The 23,310-nt window shown below is 67.7% G+C and carries 19 protein-coding genes; 11 read left to right on the top strand and 8 right to left on the bottom strand.

The annotated features are described in order from the left end of the window. The first annotated feature begins 66 nt into the window (after positions 1 to 66). The 10 genes from QP552_RS12055 to QP552_RS12010 all read left to right on the top strand — a co-directional run bounded on the left by QP552_RS12055 (position 67) and on the right by QP552_RS12010 (position 11,768). Positions 67 to 1,002 (top strand): TIGR03571 family LLM class oxidoreductase, encoded by a 936-nt coding sequence (locus QP552_RS12055; protein WP_286073720.1) that lies wholly within the window; start codon positions 67 to 69, stop codon positions 1,000 to 1,002. A 154-nt stretch (positions 1,003 to 1,156) separates the two neighbouring features. Continuing rightward, positions 1,157 to 1,468: a DUF3817 domain-containing protein gene (locus tag QP552_RS12050; protein WP_032129991.1), complete on the top strand. Its 312-nt coding sequence runs from the start codon at positions 1,157 to 1,159 to the stop codon at positions 1,466 to 1,468. Between the two features lie 153 nt (positions 1,469 to 1,621). After that, complete coding sequence (locus tag QP552_RS12045) at positions 1,622 to 2,818, top strand: MFS transporter (protein WP_286073719.1); 1,197 nt, start codon at positions 1,622 to 1,624, stop codon at positions 2,816 to 2,818. Then, positions 2,815 to 4,008, top strand: a complete 1,194-nt coding sequence (locus QP552_RS12040) for an isochorismate synthase (protein WP_111111971.1) — start codon at positions 2,815 to 2,817, stop codon at positions 4,006 to 4,008. Before QP552_RS12045 ends, QP552_RS12040 begins: the two co-directional genes overlap by 4 nt. Continuing rightward, the gene (locus QP552_RS12035) at positions 4,005 to 5,657 is read left to right on the top strand and encodes an AMP-binding protein (RefSeq protein ID WP_286073718.1); all 1,653 of its coding nucleotides are present in this window, start codon (positions 4,005 to 4,007) and stop codon (positions 5,655 to 5,657) included. Before QP552_RS12040 ends, QP552_RS12035 begins: the two co-directional genes overlap by 4 nt. Next, positions 5,657 to 6,289, top strand: coding sequence for an isochorismatase family protein (locus QP552_RS12030; RefSeq protein WP_024958585.1), 633 nt, complete (start codon positions 5,657 to 5,659; stop codon positions 6,287 to 6,289). Before QP552_RS12035 ends, QP552_RS12030 begins: the two co-directional genes overlap by 1 nt. Then, on the top strand, positions 6,289 to 6,546 hold the full coding sequence (locus QP552_RS12025) for a phosphopantetheine-binding protein (RefSeq protein WP_106550551.1): 258 nt from the start codon (positions 6,289 to 6,291) through the stop codon (positions 6,544 to 6,546). The genes QP552_RS12030 and QP552_RS12025 overlap by 1 nt, the downstream gene beginning before the upstream one ends. Then, complete coding sequence (locus tag QP552_RS12020) at positions 6,543 to 10,433, top strand: enterobactin synthase subunit F (RefSeq protein WP_286073717.1); 3,891 nt, start codon at positions 6,543 to 6,545, stop codon at positions 10,431 to 10,433. Before QP552_RS12025 ends, QP552_RS12020 begins: the two co-directional genes overlap by 4 nt. Continuing rightward, on the top strand, positions 10,424 to 11,182 hold the full coding sequence (locus QP552_RS12015; RefSeq protein ID WP_111111384.1) for a 2,3-dihydro-2,3-dihydroxybenzoate dehydrogenase: 759 nt from the start codon (positions 10,424 to 10,426) through the stop codon (positions 11,180 to 11,182). The genes QP552_RS12020 and QP552_RS12015 overlap by 10 nt, the downstream gene beginning before the upstream one ends. Before the next feature lie 139 nt (positions 11,183 to 11,321). After that, on the top strand, positions 11,322 to 11,768 hold the full coding sequence (locus QP552_RS12010) for a transposase (protein ID WP_286073716.1): 447 nt from the start codon (positions 11,322 to 11,324) through the stop codon (positions 11,766 to 11,768). A 274-nt stretch (positions 11,769 to 12,042) separates the two neighbouring features. On the opposite strand, the gene QP552_RS12005 is transcribed toward QP552_RS12010, so the two are convergent. The 6 genes from QP552_RS12005 to QP552_RS11980 form a co-directional block, all read right to left on the bottom strand. Continuing rightward, a complete protein-coding gene (locus QP552_RS12005; protein ID WP_286073715.1) occupies positions 12,043 to 13,503 on the bottom strand; it encodes an esterase-like activity of phytase family protein in 1,461 nt (486 codons plus the stop codon). A gap of 21 nt (positions 13,504 to 13,524) precedes the next feature. Continuing rightward, a complete protein-coding gene (locus QP552_RS12000; protein ID WP_286073714.1) occupies positions 13,525 to 15,843 on the bottom strand; it encodes a TonB-dependent receptor in 2,319 nt (772 codons plus the stop codon). A 264-nt stretch (positions 15,844 to 16,107) separates the two neighbouring features. After that, complete coding sequence (locus QP552_RS11995) at positions 16,108 to 16,491, bottom strand: DUF2894 domain-containing protein (protein ID WP_286073713.1); 384 nt, start codon at positions 16,489 to 16,491, stop codon at positions 16,108 to 16,110. After that, a complete protein-coding gene (locus QP552_RS11990) occupies positions 16,481 to 17,119 on the bottom strand; it encodes an OmpA family protein (RefSeq protein ID WP_099553377.1) in 639 nt (212 codons plus the stop codon). The genes QP552_RS11995 and QP552_RS11990 overlap by 11 nt, the downstream gene beginning before the upstream one ends. After that, a complete protein-coding gene (locus QP552_RS11985; RefSeq protein WP_286073712.1) occupies positions 17,116 to 19,380 on the bottom strand; it encodes a DUF802 domain-containing protein in 2,265 nt (754 codons plus the stop codon). The genes QP552_RS11990 and QP552_RS11985 overlap by 4 nt, the downstream gene beginning before the upstream one ends. Positions 19,381 to 19,390: 10 nt before the next feature. Continuing rightward, the gene (locus QP552_RS11980) at positions 19,391 to 20,044 is read right to left on the bottom strand and encodes a DUF3348 family protein (protein WP_286073711.1); all 654 of its coding nucleotides are present in this window, start codon (positions 20,042 to 20,044) and stop codon (positions 19,391 to 19,393) included. Positions 20,045 to 20,189: 145 nt separating this feature from the next. Here QP552_RS11980 and QP552_RS11975 point away from each other — a divergent pair, with 145 nt between their 5' ends. After that, complete coding sequence (locus QP552_RS11975) at positions 20,190 to 21,110, top strand: M14 family metallocarboxypeptidase (RefSeq protein ID WP_106548689.1); 921 nt, start codon at positions 20,190 to 20,192, stop codon at positions 21,108 to 21,110. Here QP552_RS11975 and eptA read toward each other — a convergent pair. After that, complete coding sequence (gene eptA / locus QP552_RS11970) at positions 21,014 to 22,825, bottom strand: phosphoethanolamine transferase EptA (RefSeq protein ID WP_286073710.1); 1,812 nt, start codon at positions 22,823 to 22,825, stop codon at positions 21,014 to 21,016. The two genes, QP552_RS11975 and eptA, sit on opposite strands and share 97 nt — an antisense overlap. A 73-nt stretch (positions 22,826 to 22,898) precedes the next feature. Next, positions 22,899 to 23,285, bottom strand: a complete 387-nt coding sequence (locus tag QP552_RS11965; RefSeq protein WP_111111375.1) for a diacylglycerol kinase — start codon at positions 23,283 to 23,285, stop codon at positions 22,899 to 22,901. Positions 23,286 to 23,310 lie beyond the last annotated feature (25 nt).

Raw genomic sequence — 23,310 nt, 5'->3', positions numbered from 1 at the left:
GCAGTGTTCTTCCGGTGGTGGGCGGCGCGTCATCGTTGCCCCATGCCTGCACGCTAAGCTGCGGGCATGAGTGATTTCAATCCTGCTTATGCTGCCTTGTTTCCGCAACAGGGCCTGAGCCTGGGCCTGATGACGCCTGTCGCCACACATGAGCTGGCCGATCCGCATGACGCCAGGCGCATCGCACGGCTGGCCGATGACCTGGGCTTCGCAGCGTTGTGGACGCGTGATGTGCCACTGATGGTGCCGCAGGGTCCGGACGCGACAGCGAGCGCGCTGGATGACCCGTTCCTGTGGCTGGGCATGCTGGCTGCGGCGACCGAGCGCATCGTGGTTGGCAGCGCGGCCATTGTGCTGCCGTTGCGCCAGCCGCTGCAGGTGGCGAAGTCGGCCTTGAGCCTGGACCGGATCAGTGGCGGCCGCTTCGTGCTGGGCCTGGGTTCGGGCGATCGCCCGGAAGAGTTCGCCGCATTCGGCGAGGATCTGCAGGGCAGGGCGGCGACGTTCCGCGAACGCTGGACGTTGTTGCGCGCGGCGTTGTCACCGGAGGCCGAAGAAAGGGCAGCGGTAGTGCAGGCCACCGGTGGCTTCGACGTGCTGCCGGCCCCGGCCGCGCGCATTCCGATGCTGGTGGTGGGCACGGCGCGGCAGAGCCTGCAGTGGATCGCACGCGAAGCCGAAGGCTGGGCCACCTATCACCGCGAAGAGGCCGCGCAGGAAGGACGCATCGGCCTGTGGCAACAGGCGCAGGCGCAAGGCGCTGGGCCAGCCAAGCCGTTCGTGCAGTCGATGCTGCTGGATCTGCAGGCCGATCCGCAGGCGCCACCCGAGCCGTTGCCGCTGGGGCTGAAGGTCGGCCGCGACGGCCTGCGCGACTACCTGTTGCGCGTGCATGCGCAGGGCGTGGGGCACGTGATGTTCAACCTGGTCGACAACGGGCGGCCGATGGACGCGGTGCTGCGCGAGATTGGAGAGCAGGTGCTGCCGCATATGCTCCGGTAGGTGTCCACCTTGGTGGACACGCTCTATCGTTGCCACCGCTGCGCTCGCCGGGCATGGCCCGGCGCTACCCGCCGGTGTCCGGAATGTTCGCATCTGCGTATCATTCGCATTTGATATCCCGATGCCGGAGCCCCGTGTGACCCAACGTTCCCCCATGCACCCGACCGGACGCCTGTTCGCCGCGGTCGCTTTCATCGAGGCCGTGACCTGGGCCGGCCTGCTCATCGGCATGTGGATGAAGTACGGCCCCATGGCCAACGTGGCGCTGGTGAAGCTGTTCGGGCCCCTGCACGGCGTGGCCTTCCTGGTGTACGTGGCAGTCACCCTGTTCGCCGCGGTGCGCCTGCGCTGGCCGTGGTGGGCCAGCGCCCTGGCACTGCTGGCAGCGATCCCGCCGCTGGTGACGCTGCCACTGGAATGGTGGTTCAAGCGTCGCGGCCTGCTGGGCCTGCGTGCAATGCGCTGAACCCACTGTTGCGCGCCCATTCAAGAGAATGGGTATCAAATGCAAATACGAGCCGTTATCATTTGAGGGTGGCATCCGGTCCTGAGCAGGGCCGGTGTCGGGTGGGGCGCGCAGGTGCGCCCGGCCATCCTTTCCTGTTACGGCTGGTGTTTCATGCACGCACGTCCCGTCGTTCCCGGCTTGCCGGCGTTGGTGTTGGCTGCCCTGATCGGCACCATGGCGATGATGTCCTTCGTCGCCGTGATCGGCCCGGTAGTCCGCATGCTCGGTTTGTCCGAGTGGCATGCCGGGCTGTCAGTCACCGCCGCAGGCGTGTTGTGGATGCTGGCCGCGCGCCCGTGGGGGCAGCTCAGCGACCGCATCGGCCGCAAACGGGTGTTGATGCTGGCGATGAGTGCCTACACCGTTGTCTACATCGCGCTGGCGGTGTTCATCGACGTTGCCCTGCAGGCGGTGCCGCCAGTGCTGGTATCGGTACTGGTGCTGGTGGGCGCGCGTGGCCTGATCGGCCTGTTCTACGCCGCAGTGCCGCCCACCGCTGCGGCTCTGATCGCCGACAAGGCGCCAACTGGACAGCGTGCCAGCTTCCTCGCGCGGCTGGGCAGCGCAAATGCATTGGGCATGGTGCTGGGCCCGGCCGCCGCTGGCTGGCTGGCCTATACGAATCTCTCGCTGGCGCTGTATGTGGCTGCACTGCTGCCATTGGTGGCGTTGGCGCTGCTGGCCTGGCGACTGCCGGCGACGCCCCCGGTGGCCGCTGGCAACGCACAGCGTCGCACGCCGATGAGTCGCCTCGACCCCCGCCTTCGCCTGCCACAGCTGGCGGCGTTCATCGCGATGGTCTCGGTGACCATCGCGCAGGTCACGGTGGGCTTCTTCGCGATCGATCGCCTGGGCCTGGATGCGGCGGCGGGCGCGCGCATGGCCGGCATTGCACTCACAGCGGTCGGGGTCGGCCTGATCCTGGCGCAGGCGCTGGTGATGAAGCTGGACGTGCATCCACGCCGCTGGATCGTCGTGGGTGCCCTGATTTCCGGCATCGGCTTCGCTTCGGTGGCAGGCGTGCAGCAGGCTTGGCAGTTGCCAGCGGCGTACGCGCTGGCGGCGTTTGGCATGGGCTTCGTATTCCCCTCGTTCCAGGCGCTGGCCGCTGACGCGGTGGAAGCGCACGAGCAGGGGGCTGCCGCTGGCACCGTCGCTGCCGCGCAGGGACTGGGCATGGTGGCCGGGCCGATGCTCGGCACGCTGTTGTATCGCGGCGGGCACAGCCTGCCTTACCTGTTGGTCGGTGCGCTGCTGCAGTTGCTGTGCGCACTGGCCGCAGCGCATCGGATGAAGGAGACCCCATGAACGATTCCCTGATGCAGGGGGCGTGGCCGGAAGCAGCGCCAGTGCCGCTGGAGAGCAGTGACGACGCGTCGCTGTTCCTGCTGCAGCATGCCGGCCAGCACGTGCACGCCCGCGGTTGCCGCGCCACGCTGCCGGCCGGTGCACTGGCGACATTGGCAGAACGCGTTTCGGAGTTCTTTGCGCAGCAGCGCGGCGGTCCGGGCCTGCTGGTTGGCGCTGTGCCGTTCGAACCGCGTGCGGACGATGCGCTTTACCAGCCTGAGCGGCTGCTGCCGGCTCTGCCATTGCAGCCGCAGGCCGCACCGCCGATGGACGGCGCCCTGCTGGCCGAGCCTGCGCCGCAGGACTATGCCGCCGCAGTCGCTGCGGCTGTGCAGGCCTTGCGTGCGCCCGAGCAGAACCTGCACAAGGTGGTGCTGGCGCGCAGCCTGCTGGCCCGCACCCGCCAGGCACTGTCTCCGGATGTGCTGCTGGCACGCCTTGGTGCAGATCCCTCGGTGGCAACCTATGCTGTGCCGCTGCCGGTGGAGCCGGGTCAGGCGCCAGCCTGGCTGGTGGGGGCAACCCCGGAGCTGCTGCTGCGCAAGCGCGGCGCCGAGCTGTTGTCGCACCCGCTGGCGGGCTCCGCCCGGCGCAGCGCCGATGCCGCAGAGGACGAGCGTGCCGCGCAGGCGCTGCTGGCCTCGACCAAGGACCATGACGAGCACCGGCATGTGGTCGAGGCCATCGTCGATGGCCTGGCGCCTTACTGCAGCCACATCGATGCACAGCCGCGCCCGGTGCTGCATGCCACTGCAAGCATGTGGCACCTCGGTACCCGCATCCACGCCACCTTGAAGGATCCGCAGACGTCCGCCGCTGAACTGCTGGCGCAGCTGCATCCCACGCCAGCGGTCTGCGGAACGCCGCAGCTGGCGGCGCTGCAACGCATCCGCGAGCTGGAGCCGGTGCCGCGTGGCTTCTATGCCGGGGCGGTGGGCTGGTTGGATGCACAGGGTGACGGCGACTGGTATGTGGCGATCCGCTGTGCACGACTGCAGGGCGCGCAGCTGCGCCTGTATGCCGGTGCTGGCATCGTCGCTGACTCGCAACCCGAGGCAGAGGTTGCCGAAACCGCAGCCAAGTTCGCTGCCCTGTTGAATGCGCTCGGCGTCCATGAGCCGGCGCCCACCATCGAGCCTGCTGCATGAACGCTTCCTCTGTTTCTTCCCGCCTGCCACTGCAGCAGGTGTGGCCTGATGACCTGGTCGCCCGCTATCGCGAGGCAGGGCATTGGCGCGGCGAGACCTTCCCGGCGTTCCTGCGTGAGCGGGCGGAGCGCTACGCCGACGATATCGCGGTGGTCGCCGGTGATGTCCGCCTGAGCTACGCGCAGCTATGGCACGAGGCCGGACGCATCGGCGCCGGCCTGCTGGCACTCGGCCTGCAGCCGGGCGAGCGGGTGCTGGTGCAGCTGGGCAACAGCGCAGGGTTCATCACTACGGTCTGTGGCCTGTTCCGCGCTGGGCTGGTGCCGGTGTACGCGCTGCCTGCGCACCGCGTCACCGAACTGGTGCATTTCGCCAACAAGGCCGAGGCCAGTGCCTACATCACCACCGACGTGCATGACGGCTTCGATCATCGTACGTTGGCGCGGGCGCTGCAGGCTGAAGTGCCCGCCATACGCGAGGTGGTGATCGATGGCGATGCACAGGAATACACCGCACTGGAGACGCTGCAGGGCGATCGCGGCCAGTTGCCGGCCGATCCGGACCCGCAGTCGGTGGCGTTCCTGCAGATTTCCGGTGGCAGCACCGGGCTGTCCAAGCTGATTCCGCGCACCCACGACGACTACATCTATTCGTTCCGCGCCAGCAATGCGATCTGTGGCATCGACCGCGACAGCGTGTATCTGGTCGCGCTGCCGGCCGCGCACAACTTCCCGATGAGTTCGCCGGGCTTCTTCGGCGCGTTGTACGCCGGTGCCCGCGTGGTGCTCAGCCCGGGCCCCGGCCCGGATGCGGCCTTCCCGCTGATCGCGCGGGAGCGGGTGACCTGCTGTGGCCTGGTGCCTCCGCTGGCCTTGCTGTGGGCGCAGGCGGCCGCAACCAGCAAGCATGATCTGTCCAGCCTGCAGGTGCTGCAGGTGGGCGGCGCCAAGCTGGTGCCGGAAGCCGCGCGGCGGGTGATCGACGGCCTCGGCTGCACCTTGCAGCAGGTGTTCGGCATGGCCGAAGGGCTGGTGAACTACACCCGCCTGGACGATCCGGAAGAACTGATCGTGGCCTGCCAGGGGCGACCGATCAGTCCTGACGACGAAGTGCGCGTGGTCGATGACCATGACCAGCCGGTGGCCGAGGGCGAGGTGGGGCATCTGCTGACGCGCGGCCCTTACACCATCCGCGGCTACCACAACGATGCGGTGGCCAATGCGCGCTCGTTCACCGACGACGGTTTCTACCGTACCGGTGACCGTGTGCAGCAGCTGCCCGGTGGCTACCTGGTCGTACAGGGCCGTGCGGGTGACCACATCAACCGCGCCGGCGAGAAGATCTCCGCCGAGGAGATCGAGGACCACCTGCTGGCACATCCAGGCGTGTTCGATGCGGCCGTGGTCTCCATTCCCGACGAGTACCTGGGCGAGCGCAGCTGCGCCTTCGTGATCCCGCAGGGCGAAGCGTTCAAGGCCCCGGCACTGAAAGCCTGGATGCGCGGGCGCGGCCTGGCCGCATTCAAGGTGCCCGACCAGGTCGTGTTCGTCGACAGTTTCGATACCACTGCGGTCGGCAAGATCAGCCGCCGCGAACTGCGCGCGCAGCTGCGCGCGCGTCATCTGCAACAGACAGGAGGAACGCGCTGATGGCGCTGCCCCGTATCACCGACTATCCCTTGCCGACCGCCGCCGAACTGCCGCAGGCGCGTGGACCGTGGCGCCCGCAGCGCGATCGTGTCGCGCTGCTGGTGCACGACATGCAGCGTTACTTCCTGGCCGCATTCGACGCCGGCAATGCACCGCTGCGGCCGGCCGTGGACAACATCGCACGCCTGCTGGCGCATTGCCGCGCGCACGGCATTCCGGTGTTCTACACCGCCCAGCATGGCGACCAGGACCGCCGCGACCGTGGCCTGCAGGCCGACCTGTGGGGGCCGGGCATGCGCCGCAGTGCCGACCACGAGCCGATCATCGAGGCGCTGGCACCGCAGCCGGGGGAGCACGTGCTGGTCAAGCACCGCTACAGCGCCTTCCAGCGCAGCAACCTTGAAACGCTGATGCGGGTGCGCGGCCGTGACCAGTTGCTGGTCACCGGCGTGTACGCCCATATCGGCTGCACCGCGACCGTGGTGGAAGCCTTCCAGCGCGACATCGAAGCGTTCATTGCCGCCGATGCGGTGGCGGATTTTTCGCGTGCCGATCACGATCAGGCGCTGCACTGGATTGCGCGCACCAGTGGCGTGCCGATGACCACCGACCAGCTGCTGGAGGTGCTGTGATGGCTGCCACCGGTGAGGCGCTGGATCTGGAACGGATGCGTGCCGACGTGGCGCGTGTCCTGGAGTGCACACCGGCCGAGATCGGTGACGACGACAACCTGATCGACCTGGACCTGGATTCGATGCGCATGCTCGGGCTGGTGCTGGCGTGGGGCAACACCGGCCTGCCGCTGGAGTTCTCGCAGCTGGCCGAGCACACCACGCTGCGCCAGTGGTGGGGCGTGGTGCAGAAGCTGCAGGCCGCACAGAGCGCATGAACGCCGTCGCGCTGGCCACGCCGGTGGCATTGACCGAGGCGCAGGCGGGATTGTGGTTCGCACAGCGGCTGGCACCGGACAACCCGTCGTTCAACACGGCACATGCGGTGTGGATCGATGGGCCATTGGATGTGGCAGCGTTCGTCGCAGCGGCAGACCAGGCCGCCGTTGAGGCAGAGGCCTTCGCGCTGCGCTTTGCCGAGGGCGACGACGGCCAGCCCCTGCAGTGGTACGACCCGGCACATGTGCCACGGCTTTCGGTGCGAGACGTTTCCGCCGAAGCAGATCCCGCAGCTGGGGCGCGTGGCCTGATGCAGGCCGACCGGCTGAGCCCGGTGGATCCCACCCGCGACCGGATCAGCCAGCAGCTGCTGCTTGATCTGGGCGGGCAGCGTTGGGTCTGGTACCTGCGTGTGCACCATCTGGCTGCCGACGGCTACGGCATGGCGCTGTTCACGGATCGCGTGTGCGCGTTGTATGCCGGCCGTACCGGTGAGCCGCTGCCGGGGCTGGCGGGCGTGCTGGCCGATGACGTCGCCTATCGTGCCGATCCGCGTCGCGCGCACGCCGGGCAGTGGTGGCGCGAGCACATGCAGGGCGCACCGGCAGGCGTGGGCCTGGCCGGTACGCATGCGGCCAGCGACGACGCGGTGCGTTGGGTGCAGCCGCTCGATGCGGCGTTCCGTGGGCAGCTGCTGCAGGCCTCGGTGCGTTGGCTTCAGCCCTGGCCGGATGTACTGGCCGCGTTGTCGGCCGAGTACCTGCGACGGATGAGCGCCGCCGATGAAGTGGTGCTGGGCGTGCCCTACATGGGGCGGCTCGGCAATGCGTCGGCGCGGGTGCCGGCGATGGTGATGAATGTGTTGCCACTGCGCGTGGCCGCCAGCGAGGGCAGTGTCGAGGCCTTTACCCGCGGGTTGGGCCGGCAGCTCAGCCAGGGTCGCAAGTACGGCCGTTACCGAGGCGAACAGCTGCGCCGGGACCTGGGCCTGGTGGGCGCGCAGCAGCGCCTGCACGGTCCGCTGGTGAATGTGCAGCCGTTCTACAGGCCACTGGCCCTGCCAGGCGTGCAGGCGACACTGGAGGTGCTGTGCACCGGCCCGGTGGATGACCTGACGCTGGGCTTCCGTGGTGATGGCCAGAGCCTGCTGGATCTGGAGATCGAGGCCAACCCCGCGCTGTACGGTCGCGAAGATGTGCAGGCGCACGCGGCGCGGCTGCTGCATTTCGTGTCGGCGGCACTGCAGGCTGAAGACATCGCGGCCGTGCCGCTGGCCACCGTCGAAGAAGCGCAGCAGGTCGTGCATGGTTTCAATACCACCGCGCATGCGCTGCCACCGACAACGTTGGTTGAACTGCTGCAGCAGGGCATGGACCGTGATCCGCACGCACCCGCGCTGGTCTTCGGTGTTTCCACGCTGGACTACGCAACACTGGAAGCGCGCAGTTTCGCACTGGCCGCACAGCTGCGTGCGATGGGCGTCGGCCCGGGCAGCGTGGTGGCGGTGGCGTTGCCGCGCTCGCTGGAGCTGGTGATCGCGCTGGTCGCGGTGCTGCGGGCCGGAGCCGCCTACCTGCCGTTGGACCTTGCCCATCCCGATGAGCGCCTGGCGCGCATTCTCGCCTCGGCACAGCCGGTGTGCGTGCTGGCCGCTGCGGACGTCTCGGCGCGTATGGCCGATGTGCCGGTGCTTGCGCCGGAGCAGTGGACTGCGCTGAGTTTTGCCGCACCATGGGCCGATCCTGCGCCCAGCGATGCGGCCTATGTGATCTATACGTCGGGCTCAACCGGCGAGCCCAAGGGCGTGGTCATCGAACACGGCGCCATCGTCAACCGTTTGCTGTGGATGCGCGAGCACTATGGCTTCCGTGCCGATGATCGCGTGCTGCAGAAGACCCCGGCGACCTTCGATGTCTCGGTCTGGGAATTTTTCCTGCCGCTGCTGTGCGGGTCCACCCTCGTGGTCGCTGGGCCGGACGCGCATCGCGATCCCACTGAACTGGCCCGGCTGATCCGCGAGCAGGGCATCACCACGGCGCATTTCGTGCCTTCGATGCTCGATGCCTTCCTCGTTGCGCCGGCTTCGGCGGAACTGCAGCTGCGTCGGGTGTTCACCAGCGGAGAGGCGCTGGATGCAGCGCTGCGCGAGCGCTTCCATGCACGCGTGCACGCCGAACTGCACAACCTGTATGGCCCGACCGAAGCTGCGGTGGACGTCAGCTACTGGCCAGCGTCGGCGCAGGATCGTTCGCGGCCGGTGCCGATCGGGTTCCCGGTCTGGAATACCCGCCTGTACGTGCTGGACGCCCGCATGCAGCCGGTGCCGGTGGGCGTGCCCGGTGACCTGTACCTGGGGGGCGTCCAGCTGGCGCGTGGCTACCTGGGCCGCGATGACCTGACCGCCGAACGCTTCCTGGCTGATCCGTTCCTGGCGGGCGAGCGCATCTACCGCACCGGCGACGTGGCACGCTGGCGTGGCGATGGCGCGGTCGAGTACCTGGGCCGCAGCGACCATCAGGTGAAACTGCGTGGCCTGCGCATCGAACTGGGCGAGATCGAGGCGGCACTGCGCGAACTGCCCGGCATGGAGCGCGTGGAAGTGCTGCTGCGCCAGGACGTTCCCGGCGATGCCCGGCTGGTGGCCTATGTGCCAACCGCGCTTGCCGACGCTGTGCTGCTGCGCAGTCATCTGGCCACGCGCGTGCCGGACTACATGGTGCCGTCGGCATTTGTCGGTGTGGACCACTGGCCGGTGACCGCCAATGGCAAGCTCGACCGCAACGCGCTGCCGAAGCCGCCGCAGAATGAGGTTGCCGGATTGGCGCCGCGCACGCCGCTGGAACAGGAGCTGGCCGTGCTGTTCGCCCAGGCGCTTGGGCGCCAGGCACCGGTGGCGGTGGATGCGGATTTCTTCAGTCTCGGCGGTGACTCGCTGTCGGCGGTGCACCTGCTGCTGGCGATCGAGCAGCGCTGGCGCTGCGATCTCGGTCTGGGGGCCTTGTTTGCCCAGCCGACCGTGGCAGCACTGGCGGTTCGTATTGCCGAGCCGCCCACGCTGGCCGATCACGCGCTGGGGCCGGTGATCGCGCTGGCCGCGACCGAAGCGGCCGGGACCACGCCGCTGTTCGTGCTGCACCCGGCCGGTGGCATCGCCTGGAACTACCGCACCCTGGCCCGGGCACTACAGCCGGCACGCCCGGTGTATGGCCTGCAGTCGCCGGCACTGGACGCGCGGCAGCCGCTGCCGAGCAGCATCGAGGCGATGGCCAACGACTACGTGCAGCGCGTGGTTGCACTACAGCCGAAGGGGCCGGTGCACCTGCTGGGCTGGTCGGTGGGGGGCATCCTCGCGCAGGCGATGGCGGTGCGACTGCATGAGATCGGGCGCGAGGTCGGCGAGCTGGTGCTGCTGGACGCCTATCCCAGCGAGTGCTGGCGGGCCGAGCCGGAGCCCGATGCCATCGCCGCATTGCGCGCATTGCTGGCGATTGCCGGACATGATCCGGATGCACATCCGGAGCTGGACAGCCGCGAGCGCATTCTCGGCTTCCTGCGTCGTGGCGGCAGTGCGCTCGGCAGCCTGCCGGATGTGGTGCTGGATGGCGTGGTGCGTGCGGTGACCGGGACCAATCAACTGATCCGCGAACACATCCACCAGACGTTCGACGGCACGCTGGTGCACGTCCGCGCTGGCCGCGATCATCAGGCACGGCCACAGCTGCAGTCGGCGTTGTGGCGGACGCATGCGCGCAAGGTGCAGGCGCTGGAACTGCCGTTCATGCACGCCGAACTGACCGGCCGCGATGCGGTGGCGCAGCTGGCACCGTGGTTGTCGGCGCGGCTGCGCCAATGGGACGAGCAACAGGAGATCGCAACATGCAGTTGACCGGTTTTGAAGGCCGCGTAGCGCTGGTCACCGGTGCATCCGGCGGCATCGGTGAGGCACTGGTACGTTTGCTGGCCGAGGCCGGCTGCACGGTGGTGGCGACTGACCGCGACGTGCCATGCGTGGCCGACGCACGGGTACAGGCCTTCGCCCTGGACGTGACCGACAGTGCTGCCGTGGACGCGCTGGTGGATCAGGTGGAGACGCGCGTCGGGCCGATCGCGCTGGCGGCCAGCGTAGCCGGTGTGCTGCATGTGGGCAGCGTCACCGAGACCGACGATGACGATTGGCGGCGGGTGTTCGCGGTCAATGCCGATGGTGTATTCCACGTCGGACGGGCGTTGGCGCGGGTGATGTCACCGCGCCGCCAGGGCGCGATCGTCACGGTCAGCTCGAATGCCGCCGGTGTACCAAGGCACGGGATGGCGGCCTATGCGGCGTCCAAGGCCGCGGCCACGATGTTCACCCGCTGCCTCGGGCTGGAGCTGGCGCCGCTGGGCATCCGTTGCAACATCGTTGCTCCGGGTTCAACACTGACCCCGATGCAGACCGGCATGTGGCAGGACGCGCACGGCGCAGAACGCGTGATCGCCGGCAGCCTGGAGACCTACAAGGCTGGTATTCCGCTGCGCAAGCTGGCCACGCCGGAGGACATCGCTCATTCGGTGATGTTCCTGCTGTCCGAGCAGGCGGGGCACGTGGCGATGAGCGACCTGTACGTGGATGGCGGCGCCACCCTGCGCGGCTGAAACCTGACCGCGCGACATCCGCTGACGCCCGGTAGTGCCGGCCGCTGGCCGGCAACCTCAGCCAGATTTCGGGAATCGCCATACCTCCAGCAAGGCATGCTCCGACATTCAAGCCCAGTCGCCCGATCCACCATGGGCCATGAGCAGCTATCGCCTACGTCTGGGCCGGCATTCGATCATCGGGCAGGCCTACGTTCTGACCACAACGACGCATCAGCGCCGCCGGCTTTTTGAAAGCAAAGTCACCGCTGGCTGCGTGATCCATCAATTCCACTACATCGAACGACGAGGACTCGTACGATCGCTGGCCTGGGTTGTGATGCCGGATCACGTGCATTGGATGCTGGAGCTGACGTCTGCGAACCTGGCGGATGTTGCACGCCGGCTCAAGTCGTCCAGCTCGCTGGCGTTCAACCGGTTGGCGGATCGTCGGGGTGTGGTATGGCAGTCTGGCTATTACGACCATGCGGTGAGGACCGCGGAGTCGCTTGAGCGGCAGGCCCTGTACATCATGGGGAATCCGATCCGGGCCGGGCTCACCGAAGCGATCGGGGAGTATCCGTTTGCATGGTCGGCTTGGCTGTGATGCCGGCCAGCGGCCGGCACTGCCCGGAGATGGCGGGTGACGGCAGGTATTTTGATGCCGGCCAGCGGCCGGCACTACCGGGAGATGGCGGGTGATTGCAGGTAGTGCCGGCCGCTGGCCGGCAACATCGTCCAGTTCGCCGGTATCTGCTTTGACCACGCGGCGAGGGCCGGCCGGAGCGATCGGGGAGTATCCGTTGGCAGGGTCGGCTTGGTTGTGATGCCGGCCAGCGGCCGGCACTACCGGGATATGGCGGGTGACTCTTGGCGGGCGGTCAGGGCAGCGTGAGGCGGTACACCAGCACGCGGTTGTCGTTGTCGTACGGGCTGTCGCAGGCTTGGCCCTGCATGCGGCAATGGCGGGCGATGAAGTCGTTGTCGTTGCCGATCAGCAGCAGCACGTCGTTCGGATGCAGCGGGTCGAGCGCCGGGAGCACATCCATGGCTTCCCACTTTTCCGACAGCAGCCCGGGATGCGGGCCGCGCTTCGTGTCCAGGTCCAGCCCGGCACGCGCAAGCTGCGGGCGGTCGAGCAGGTTCAGCAGTTCATCGCTGCGGGCTGGCATGATCTCCGGCTTCAGTGCAGTACCGGTCGGGTTGGCCAGCACCGAGGCCGTGCCGGTTTCATACGCACTTTCGGCGAGGTTGGTGGCATCGGTCACATCCACCAGCAGCACCGATTTGTAGACGATCGGGTCGTCGCCGTCCTTGCCCAATCCATTGCCATCGCGGGCCAGCAGCAGGAAGCGGGTGGCATCCAGCGCACGCAGCTCACTCTGCGCCGCGGTACGGTCCAGCTTGCCCTTGCCATCGTGTGCATAGGCAGGCAACGCCATCACGTAATGGCCGATCGGCTGCTGTGGCGTTGGCGAGGTTGTCACGTCGTAGACCAGCACACGGGTGTTGATGCGACCGGCCGCATTGCCCTGTGCGCTGTCCTGCAGCGTCGCGCTCTGCAGGGCCACGAACAGGCGGCTGCCGTCGGGCGAGAGGCCCATGCCTTCCACGCCCTGGTTGTTGCGGCGCCCAGTCTGCGGCGGCGCCAGCGAACCGAAGGCGGGCTTGCCATCGCGCTGGGGACGGATCGCAGGCGGTGCAACGATCACGCCCTGCAGCTGGCCCTGTGCATCGAAGTAGTAGACGTTGGCGGTGTACTCGTCGCCGATGTAGAAGTGGCCATCGGCGGTGAACTGCAGCGATTCCGCGTCCAGCGAAACCTTGCCCGCACCGGTGCCGCTGGCCGGCGAGGGCAGCACCACCTCGCGCTGGGTGATCGTGTGGTCGCCCGGGTCGGCGCCGGTGAACGGCCGGCCGTTGAAGTCCTTCAGCACCACGCCCTTGTCCGGCACCATCGTCAGCGTGCCCAGCGCACCGGGCTTGCCCGGGATGACGTCGATACGCAGCTGCATGCGCTCCACGCGGCCGGTGTAGTCGTAGAACAGGCCGGCTTCTGGATCGTTGCGGCCACGGTCGGGCAGGGTCCACAACACGCCTTCGTAGCCGTTGGCGGTCCGTTTCCAGGTGCCGGGCTGCACCGCCAGCGACGAGAACGAGCCCAGCGTGTCGCCAAGGAAGTCCACCGTGCCCGCCGGCAGCCGCCCGGCCGCGACCAGCCCCTTGTCCACGTAGGTGCGGCCACCCAGTTCCAGCGTGCGGGGTGGTGCACCACTGGCCTCGTGCGGGGCGGAGTAGCCACCGGCGGATAGGGTGGCCAGCAGCAGGGCGGTCGCGAGCATCGGTGGACTCCGGGCGTTCGATCAGAAGCGAAGGTCGATCGTACCGAACACCTGGCGCGGTGCCGAGGCATGGAACACGTACAGCTTGCCGGACGGATCGCTCGGTGCGAACACGCTCGAATCCAGGTTGCTGGCGTATCGCTTGTTGGTCAGGTTGGTCACGTTGAACGACAGGCGCATGCCCTTGGCGAAACCGACCTGGCCGAAGTCATAGCCACCGGCCAGATCGAACACGGTGAAGCCACCGAAGCCCTGGTCGTTGGTGTAGGTGTAGAAGCGCTCGCCGGTGTACTTGCCGCGCAGGCTGGCGAACCAGCCGTTGTCACGCCAGGTGATCTCGGTGGCCAGCAGCTGTTTGGGCGTATCGGTCTGGATCTTGCCCTTGATCTGCTGCTCGACGCCCGCCTGCACGTAGTTGGACGCATAGGTCGAGCGGTTCAGCGAGGCCGACGTGTACCAGCTGAAGTGCTCGTTCGGGGTCCACAGCACGGTCAGCTCGGCGCCACGGCTGTCGACGCCGCCGACGTTGTAGAAGCGGTTGCCGCAGGTCGGGCCGACCGGCTGCCGTGAGTCGCAGGGGTTGTACTGCAGCAGGCGGTTGTCGAAACGCACGCTGTAGGCCGCGATCGAGGCCTGCAGGGTGTCAGTGACGAAGCGGTAGCCGGCCTCAAGCGAACGGGATTCTTCCGGCTTCAGGTCGCCCTGTGCGTTCCAGGTGGCCTGGCTGACCGCCTGCGGGCCCAGCTTGAAGCCGCCCTGGAACATGGCGATGTTCTCGGCGTAGCTGGCGAACACTTCGTGATGCTCGGCCAGGCGGAAGTTGGCGCCCACGCTTGGCAGGAAGTTCTTGCTGGCCTTCAGTGAGCCAGTGGCGAACTGGTTGTTGGAGGTCGGCGAGATCGGCGTCTTCGCGTCGCCCGGCAGCGCCTGTGCGTCGGAGGTGGCATGCGGGCTCTTGGCGCCGAACTCCAGGGTCAGGCGATCATCGAGCAGGCGCCAGGTGTCCTTCAGGAAGAACTGATGGGTCTTCCAGCGCGTGCGCTGGGCGAACACGCCGACATCGGAGGGCAGGGTGTTCATGCCACTCAGGTCGCGCGGGCCGTCCACGGCGGTCTGGTAGCGTTCGGCGCTGCTGGTGTTGCGCTCGTACCAGACGCCACCCTCGATGCGGTGCGCGCCCAGTTCCCAATCGAATGACAGCGTGCCGCCATCGCGGTCGATGGTATAGATCGTGTTGCGGAAGATGATCGGGATTTCCTGCGCGGTGCCCTTGTTCGACCACGCACCGCTGTTCCAGTTGTGGCCTTCGCCGCGATCGTCGTGGTGATAGGCCAGCGCCCGCAGGCTGAAGCCATCGGCCAGGAAGAAGTCGCCCGCCAGGTAGTAGAGGTTGTCATCGCGCAGGATCTGCCCTGCGGTGAACGCACCGTCGGCATCCCTGTCCGGGCCACTGTTGTCGCATTTCTTTGCATTGAAGCTGGCGGTGTTGCAGTAGGCCTTGGCCACCGCCTTGTTCCAGTCCGGCGCGTAGCCGCCCCAGTCCCAGCCGAGGCCGCGCGACATCTCGTCCTTGGACAGGTAGAAGTAATCGGCCTGGGTGGTGCGCGACGTATCGACGAAACCGGTGATCTGGCCGCGACCGAAGTTCCACACGCCCTTGGCGTTGAACTGCTTGGTGGTGGATTCGTTGTAGGCGGTCTGGTCGTTCCAGAGGTCGGAGACCGCGTTCATGCCGGAAACATAGCCGGAGAACCCGTTGTACTCGCCGCTGTCCACGCGCACGAAGGTGCGGCGGTTGGCATCGCTGCCGAAGGTCTGCACCACGCGGCCGCCGAGTTCCTGCGCCGGGCGGTCGGAGGTATAGGAAATGGTGCCGCCGAGGTTGCTGGTGGAAGGCGTGCCGAGGCTGCCGATACCCACCGCGAGTTCGGCGCCGGCCATGTTCTCGCTGATCAGCGCGCGGTTGATGGTCAGGCCGTTGTAGTTGTTGTACGCGCCATCGCCCAGCGGCACGCCATCAAGCGTGTAGCCGAGGCGGGTGGAGTTGAAACCGCGCAGGCTGAGGGTCATCGACTGCTCGTTGGTGCCCAGCGCATCGGCCGACTGCGCGTTGACGCCCGGCAGCAGGTTGAGGGTCTTCTGCAGGCTGGTGCCCGGCGGCAGGATGTCGAGCTTCTCGCGGGTGATGCGCTGCACCTGGCGCGCTTCACCGCTGCCGATCACCGAAACCGCGTCGAGGTCGGTGGCGGACGTGCCAGTGGAGGTCGGGGCAGCATCCTGCGCCCAGGCCGCGGGGGCGAGCGCGATGGAAAGCGCGGCGGCCAACAAAGTCTTGGTCATGTTGCGGACACTCAGGCAGGCACGAGCCACCGCGTCGGCGCGGAGCTCATGGAGTTCGAAAGGGGAGACAAGCGATGCGACCGCAGGCGCTGCAGGCGCCGTGGGTCAACGTGAAAATGGTGCGCTAGACAGATGACTGTCTGGTGACATGTTCATACATTGCACGGGGCGCACGACGGCACACGCAGGATGGGTAGTGCCGGCCGCTGGCCGGCAGCCCGTTGAACCTGCGGCTGTCAATCAATTGCCGGACAGCGGCCGGCACTACACCTTGGGCGTTTGGCGCGGTTTGCGCGTGCGCTTGGGCTTTGCGGTATCGGCGCCGCTGTTGGCGCCATCCTGCAGCGCCTGCAACCACGACAGGGTGTCCACGTAGTCGATGAAATGGCGCAGGTAGCCAGGGCTGGTCGCCTGCATCGTGTCGAGCATGCGCTGCACCAGCACCGCCGAATTCAGCGGGCCGCCGTCGGCCGGGGCCTCGGTGCGCAGCGAGCGGCGCACCTGCAGTTCGCTGCGCAGCTCCGACCACTCGCGCTGTACCTGCTGCAGCATCGGCACCTGCGGGTAGTGCGGCAGCGAACGCGACCCCGCATCGAGGTCGCGCACCAGTGCGCGCAATCCTTCCAGGGCGGGCGGCTTACTTGCCATCCGGCGCCTTGGGCTTGGGAATCGGGGCGATTTCCACGCGGCGGTTGCGTGCGCGGCCTTCCTCATTGGCATTGGAACTGACCGGCTGCTCGCTGCCGAAGGCGGCGGCGAACACGGCGTCTGCGGGCACACCGTCGGCAATCAGGGTGCGGGTCACGGTCAGCGAACGTTGCGCCGACAACTCCCAGTTGTCGGCGAAGCGGCGGTTGCCTTCGCGCACCGGCGCGTCATCGGTGAAGCCGCTGACCATCAGGATCTCTTCGCGGCTGCCCAGGTAAGCGGCCAGCGGTGCGGCCAGGCTGCGCAGCAGCTCCTGGCCTTCCGGCTGCAACTGGTCGGAGTTCAGTGCGAACAGCACGCTGCCGCTGATGCCGATGCGGCCATCGACCAGCGTCACGCGACCGGCGGCGAGCGGGCCGGCCAGCGCCTGTTCCAGGGTCTGCAGGCGCTTGGCTTCGGCCTGCCGCTGTTTCACTTCCTGGTCCAGCCGCTGCGAAAGCTCCAGCTGCACGGCGACCACGCCGACCAGGATCAGCACGAACGCACCCAGCAGCACCGACATCAGGTCGCCGAAGGCGGCCCAGATCGGGGCGTGTGAGCCGCCATCGACCTCCAGCTCGTCGCTCATGCGCTGCCGGCCTTGCCGCGGCGCGTGGCCAGCTGCTGCAGCTCTTCCATTACCTGCTTCTGCGACAGCAGGCTGAGGTCGACCACCTCGCGCGCCTGCGCCACGTAGTAGGCCAGCTGCTCATCGCTGCGCGCCAGCGATGCATCCAGTGCACCGCCGATCTGCTCCAGGCGGCCGGACAGCTCGGCCGAGGCCGTACCGAACTGCTCGACAGCGGAACCGAAGGTGCTGGCCAACTGGCCCACTTCACCGGCGCTGCCGTTGAGCGCTGCGGCGATGCCGTCCAGCTTCCCGGTCTCGGCGGCGATATGGTCGGTGAAGCGGTTGCCGACGCGCTCCAGCAGCTCGGCCGATCCGCCAACCAGCGCGTCCACGGCGGTGCGCTGTTCATGCGAGGCATGGTTGATCGCATCGAGCAGGGTCTGCACGGTGGCCAGCAGGCGACCGCGTTCTTCCAGCATTGCGTTGTCACGCACCAGGCTTTCAGAGAGCGTGCTGCGCAGTTCGTTGATGACGTCGGCAGCCGCTTTTGGTGCCGCCGCCGCGGTCTGCAGCAGGGTGGACACTTCGGCCAACGTGGCGCTGGCCTGCGCACGACCGTTCTCGCCGATCTGCTGAGCGGTGGCGGCCAGCGTGTCGCAGACCTGCTGCTGCTGCGCAGCCAGGCGTTCGCCGTTGGCCTGCAGGCGCTCGGCCAGGTCGGAGGAAACGTGCTGCAGGGCATCGCTCCAGCGCTGCAGGCGTTGTTCGTCGCCGGCCTGCAGCTGCGCCTGCAGCGTGGCGTGGGCCTGCTGCAGCTCGGCGCTGACCGCGTCCCAGCGCGCCTGGCGCTGTTGTTCACGGCGTTCCAGGCTGGCCTGCAGTTCGGCGTGTGCGGTCGCGGCGGCGGCCTGCGCGGCCTGCCAATCCTGCGCGCGCTGCTGTTCGTGGTCCTGCAGCAGCGACTGGCTGGCGCTGTGGCGCTGCTCCAGTGCCTGCAGCAACGCCTGCGCATGCTCGTCCAGCTGCTGGCCGGCCGCCAGCAGCGCCTGCTGCTGGCGCTCGACCAGCGCGCTGTTCAGTGCCTGCTGCTGTTCGATGGCGGCGCGCCAGGCCTCGACGTTGCCGTTGGCATCGGCCTGCAGGCGCTCGCCGATGCGCGCGACGAGTGCTTCGGCCTGCGTGCCCTGGCCATCGCTGAAGGCCTGCAGGTGCTGGCGCAGATCGTCCACCAGGGCCTGCTGTGTCTGGCTCTGTTCACTCACCACCTTTGCCCAGCTGGCTTCGGTCGCAACGCGGCTGCGCTCGAAACCGTCGCTCAGGCCAGCCAGCTGCCGCTGCACAGCCTGCTCGACGCGAGCGTTCAGCGCTTCGCCATGGTGAGCCAGACCGGCCAGGGTGGTTTCGGCCATCGGCTGAAGCGCGCCACCGATGGCGGCGGCACTGGCTTCGGCGCCTTCACGCAGCGACTGCTGCAGCGAGACCGCCAGGCGCTCCTGCAGCGCCTGGCTCTGGGTCAGGAACTCGGCCTGGCCGGCCAGCAGGCGCTCGTTGGCGGCCGTGCTGTGCTGCTCAAAGGTCTGCGTCATCACCTGCAGGCGGTCGACCAGCGCTGGCAGGGCGGCGGACTGCACCTGCAGCAGGCGCAGCGACTCGGCGCGCTGCCAGGCCTGCGAGTAGGGATGCAGGTCGCCTGCAATGGCCCGGTCCAGCTGCTGCACGGCCTGCAGCCGATCCCGACGCAGCAGCGCCGCCAGCAGGCCGAGCATGGCCGAGCTGGCCACACCGGCGATCGAGGTACCGAATGCCACCGCCAGGCCCTGCACCGGCGAGGCCAGCGAGCCGCGGATGGCGGCCATGTCGGTCGCGCTCTGCAGGGCCAGTCCGGTGCCACGCAGCGTGTCCATCATGCCCAGCAGGGTACCGAGCATGCCCAGCAGCACCAGCAGGCCGACCAGGTAAGGAGTCAGCACCGGTGCGGGCAGGGCGGTGCGCTCGCCTTCCACGCGCAGGCGCACGGCGTTGCGCAGGCCTACCGGCACGCGCTCCAGCCAGGGGGCGAGGCTTTCCTTCGCGCTGGACAGGTCGTTCAGTGCGGCGCGCAGGCCGTTGCTGGCCTGGCGGTAGCGGTACAGCTCCACGCTACCGGCGATGTAGCAGGCTGCGATGATCGCCGCCACCGCTGCACCCAGCGGATGCACCGAAACGTAGCCAATGCCGATCCAGCACACGGCCAGCAGGCCGACAAGGAAAACAACGACATGGAAAGCAGTTCTGGACATGGTGTTCCGGTCAGTGGGAGCGCAGGGCGTCTTGCAGCCCTTCGATCGGGTGGAAGCGCAGCTGCAGCTCGGCGAGCAGCAGCGTGCGCATGTCATGGCGGAAGGCCGCGCGCCAGCCGGGCTGGCCGTGCACGCGTTCAAAACGGGCGCCGAGCACGGCCGGCGCAGTGGCCAGCAGACTGTGCTCGCGCGGGGTGAGGGTCTGTTCCATCACCGCATCGACCTCGGCCAGCCGCGCCAGCTCGGGCGAAATCTGCACCAGCTGGTCGCGCAGGCGGCCGCGCAGGCGGCCGGTGGCGGTCTGGATGGCCTGCTGCAGCACCCGATAGCGCTGGCGCAGCGAGGCAAAGTTGGGTGCAGCGGCGGCTTCGGCCAGGTCCAGCAGGCGCTCGGCCTCGGCATCCTCGCGGATCGAGGCCAGCAGGCTGGCGTGCGCCTGGGCGCAGTCGGCCAGCACATCCTCGGCCGCTTCGGCGGCTTCGCCGGGCTCGGGCAGGCGTCCGCCCAGCGCCCCGGACAGGGCCACGGCACGGCTCCAGTCCACCCACTGGCCGAGGCGATCGGTCAGGGCGGGACTGCTGGCCGGCATCGCGCCGTCGCTGAGACGGGCGAGCAGGCGGAGGAACTCCGGTCCACCCAGGACCGGCTGCGCTGCGTTCGCCATCAAGGGGTGAGGGGGCCAAAAACCGTTGATTTTACAACCAGATGACCCCGGCTGGATGAAGGCGGGGCCGGGGTGGGGCGCCCGCAGGCGCGACAAGGCTTAGAATGTCCGGCTGCACCCACCCGTTCGACCCTTGGAGTACCCCATGACTGTTGCGCAGTTCTACCCGATCGGCACCCCCGGACAGCCCTGGGGCGACGCGGAACGCGCACAGTGGCGGGCCCGCCAGCAGCGCCAGCGAAGCTACCACGATGACGTGGTGACCGCCCTTGAGCGCCTGGACGACAGCTTTGATGTGATCCAGTACGGCCAGCTGGACTATGCGCCGGACCATTACCCGCTGTTCGCCGTGGTCAACCACGACTGGAACCCGGCGCTGCCGGCCGCGCTGATCACCGGTGGCGTGCATGGCTACGAGACCAGCGGCGTGCACGGTGCCCTGCAGTTCCTTGAACAACAGGCCGAGCGCTACCTGGGCCGGCTGAACCTGATCGTGGCGCCGTGCGTCAGCCCGTGGGGCTACGAGCGCATCCAGCGCTGGAACCCGGATGCGATCGACCCGAACCGCAGCTTCCGTGACGGCGGCCAGATCGAGGAAGCGGCCGCCCTGATGGCCTGGGTGGCCGAACGCAAGCCGAACCTGCTGGTGCACCTGGACCTGCACGAGACCACCGACAGCGACCTGCACGAGTTCGACCCGGCCCGCTGCGCCCGCGATGGCAAGCCGTTCGAGCGCGACACCATCCCGGATGGCTTCTACGTGATCGGCAACAGCGAGGATCCGCAGGCCGAGTTCCAGAAGGCATTGATCACCGCCGTCGCCCCGGTCACCCACATTGCCCCGGCCGACGCCGAGGGCAACCTGGTCGGCCTGCCGCTGCAGTCGCCGGGCGTGGTCTGGGGTGAGTCGCGTTCGATCGGCGCCTGCGCCGGCTTCACCGATGCGCGCTTTGCGACCACCACCGAGGTCTACCCGGACAGCCCGCGCACCAACCCGCAAGAATGCAACGACGCCCAGGTGGCGGCGGTGTGCGCGGGCCTGGATTTCGCCCTGGCGGCGCAGTAGCGCGCCACGTTCCGGGCAGCGACCGGCATCAGCCGGCGCCTTTCTTTCGCTGGTGAGGTGGCCACAGCCGGCGAAGCCGACGCGCGGCAACCTGCGAACACATCCAGATCGTGCTGGTACACCCCGCTGTTGACCGCGAACAGGCCCAGCAGCGAGTGGAAGAGGTTGTCGTGGCTGTGCGCCCGGTGCAGGGCATTCTGGTGCAGGCAGGCCAGGTCCAGGCCTGCGTTGCGGCTGAATTCCGCTGAGAACCACATCACCATCGGCACCTGGGTCTGCTCGCGCGGGGCGATGAAGTAGGGCGTGCCGTGCAGGTACATCCCGCGTTCGCCCAGCGACTCGCCATGGTCGGACACATAGATCAGTGCGACATCACGCTGGTCCGCATAGCCCTGCAGCAGGTCGATGGTCTTGCCCAGCATGCGGTCGGTATGGACCAGGGTGTTGTCATAGGTGTTGACCAGTGCCTCGTTGCTGCAATGCTGGATCTGGTTGCTGTCGCAGGTCGGGCTGAATGCCCGCGAGTGTGCCGGGTAGCGTTCAAAGTAGGTCGGGCCGTGGCTGCCCAGCTGGTGCAGCACGACCAGGGCGTCACCGTTCATGGCGTCAATACGTGTACCGAGCTGATGCAGCAGCACCTCGTCGTAACAGGTGCCGTCGGCGTTGACGCACTGGCCGGCCACCTTCAGCGCAGGCATGTCCTCGGTCGGTACGCGTTCGCATACGCCCTTGCAGCCGCCGTTGTTGTTGTTGCGCCAGAGCACGCTGATGCCGGTGCGCTGCAGGATGTCGAGCACGTTCTCCTCGGTTGCGGCGCGCACGTCGTCGTACTGGCCTCGGGTCATCTGCGAGAACATGCACGGCACCGAGATGGCCGTGGCGGTTCCGCATGAGGAGACATCATTGAAGCTGATGACGCCTTCCTTGCGTGAGAGCCGGGGATTGGTCGCGCGTGGGTATCCGTTGAGCTGGAAGTTCTGTGATCGCGCGGTCTCGCCGACGACCAGGATCACCAGCTTCGGGCGCGGGCCCGGTATTCGCCGTGCGTCCATGCCGATCGCGCGCAGCGGTTGCTGGCGGGTGCTGTAGAGGCTCTTCAGGTAACCGTGGGTATGCCGCACCACGTTCAACGGCAGCACCTGGTCGCGGATGTAGCGGTTGTTGCGAAGCAATGACGAATAGTCCTTGTAGAACGCAAAGCCGATCGCCAGCAGCACCATCATGGATACCAGGACGTTGACTGGCCACGCCATCAGCGAACGTATCGAACCGGCCCCGCTGGTGGTGCGCACCAGGGCCAGCCCGGCAGCGGGCAGCACGCCCAGCGCCAGCAGGGTCAACAGCAGTGGCAGCGAGAGATAGGCGTTCAGTTCGGCCTGGTTGGTCTCGAACACGTTCTGCACCATGCTGCGGTCGATCAGCACGTTGTAGTGCAGCATGAAATAGCTGCAGGCGGCGCTGATGACAACGAGCAGCACCAGCAGCGGCCTGCGCAGGAACGGCAGTGCCAGCAGTGGCGTCAGCAGCAGGTTGAACAGGCAGAACAGCACCACCGGCAGGCTGGCCAGGAACAGCACGCCGCGTAAGCTGTTGAGGTCGATCAGCCCCCACAATGTCTTCCAGAGGGCGATGTTTCCAATCGTGGTGAAGAACAGTGCGGCGGCCCAGACCAGAACGATCGGATGGAGCCGGGGGAAACGGAAGCATTGACGCACGAGCAGGTTCCGCGGAACAGGAGTGCGCGCAGTATCGAAACGGCTTTATCAGGAAGTTGTCAGGATTGCCGGGCTAGCCCAGCAGGATCACGCCCCACACTGCGCCGACCATCAACAACGCGGTGGTCTGCGCGGCGCTACCCATGTCCTTGGCGTTCTTGGACAGCGGGTGCTGCTCCAGCGAGATGCGATCAACCACAGCCTCAATCGCGGAATTCAGCAGTTCCACCAGCAGGCTGATGAAGCAGACCGCCAGCACTATCGCGCGCTCGACCGTGCTGATTTCCAGTACGAACGCTGCAGTGATCAACAGCGCGTGCAGAAGCAGCAGCTGACGAAAGGCGGCCTCCCCACGGAAGGTGGCGATGAAACCATCGCGCGAATGGATGAGGGTGTGGAAGATGCGGCTCAGACCGGTCTTGCCGTGCGGGTACTTGCCGCTGTCCTTGGGGTGCTGCATGCCGTTTCCGCCGTGAAGTGAGCAA

The sequence above is a fragment of the Stenotrophomonas sp. 59 genome (genome assembly GCF_030291095.1).
Taxonomy (GTDB): Bacteria; Pseudomonadota; Gammaproteobacteria; order Xanthomonadales; family Xanthomonadaceae; genus Stenotrophomonas; species Stenotrophomonas maltophilia_Q.
The sequence above is the reverse complement of the archived record's forward strand: the minus strand, read 5'-3'. Positions and strand labels throughout refer to the sequence as shown.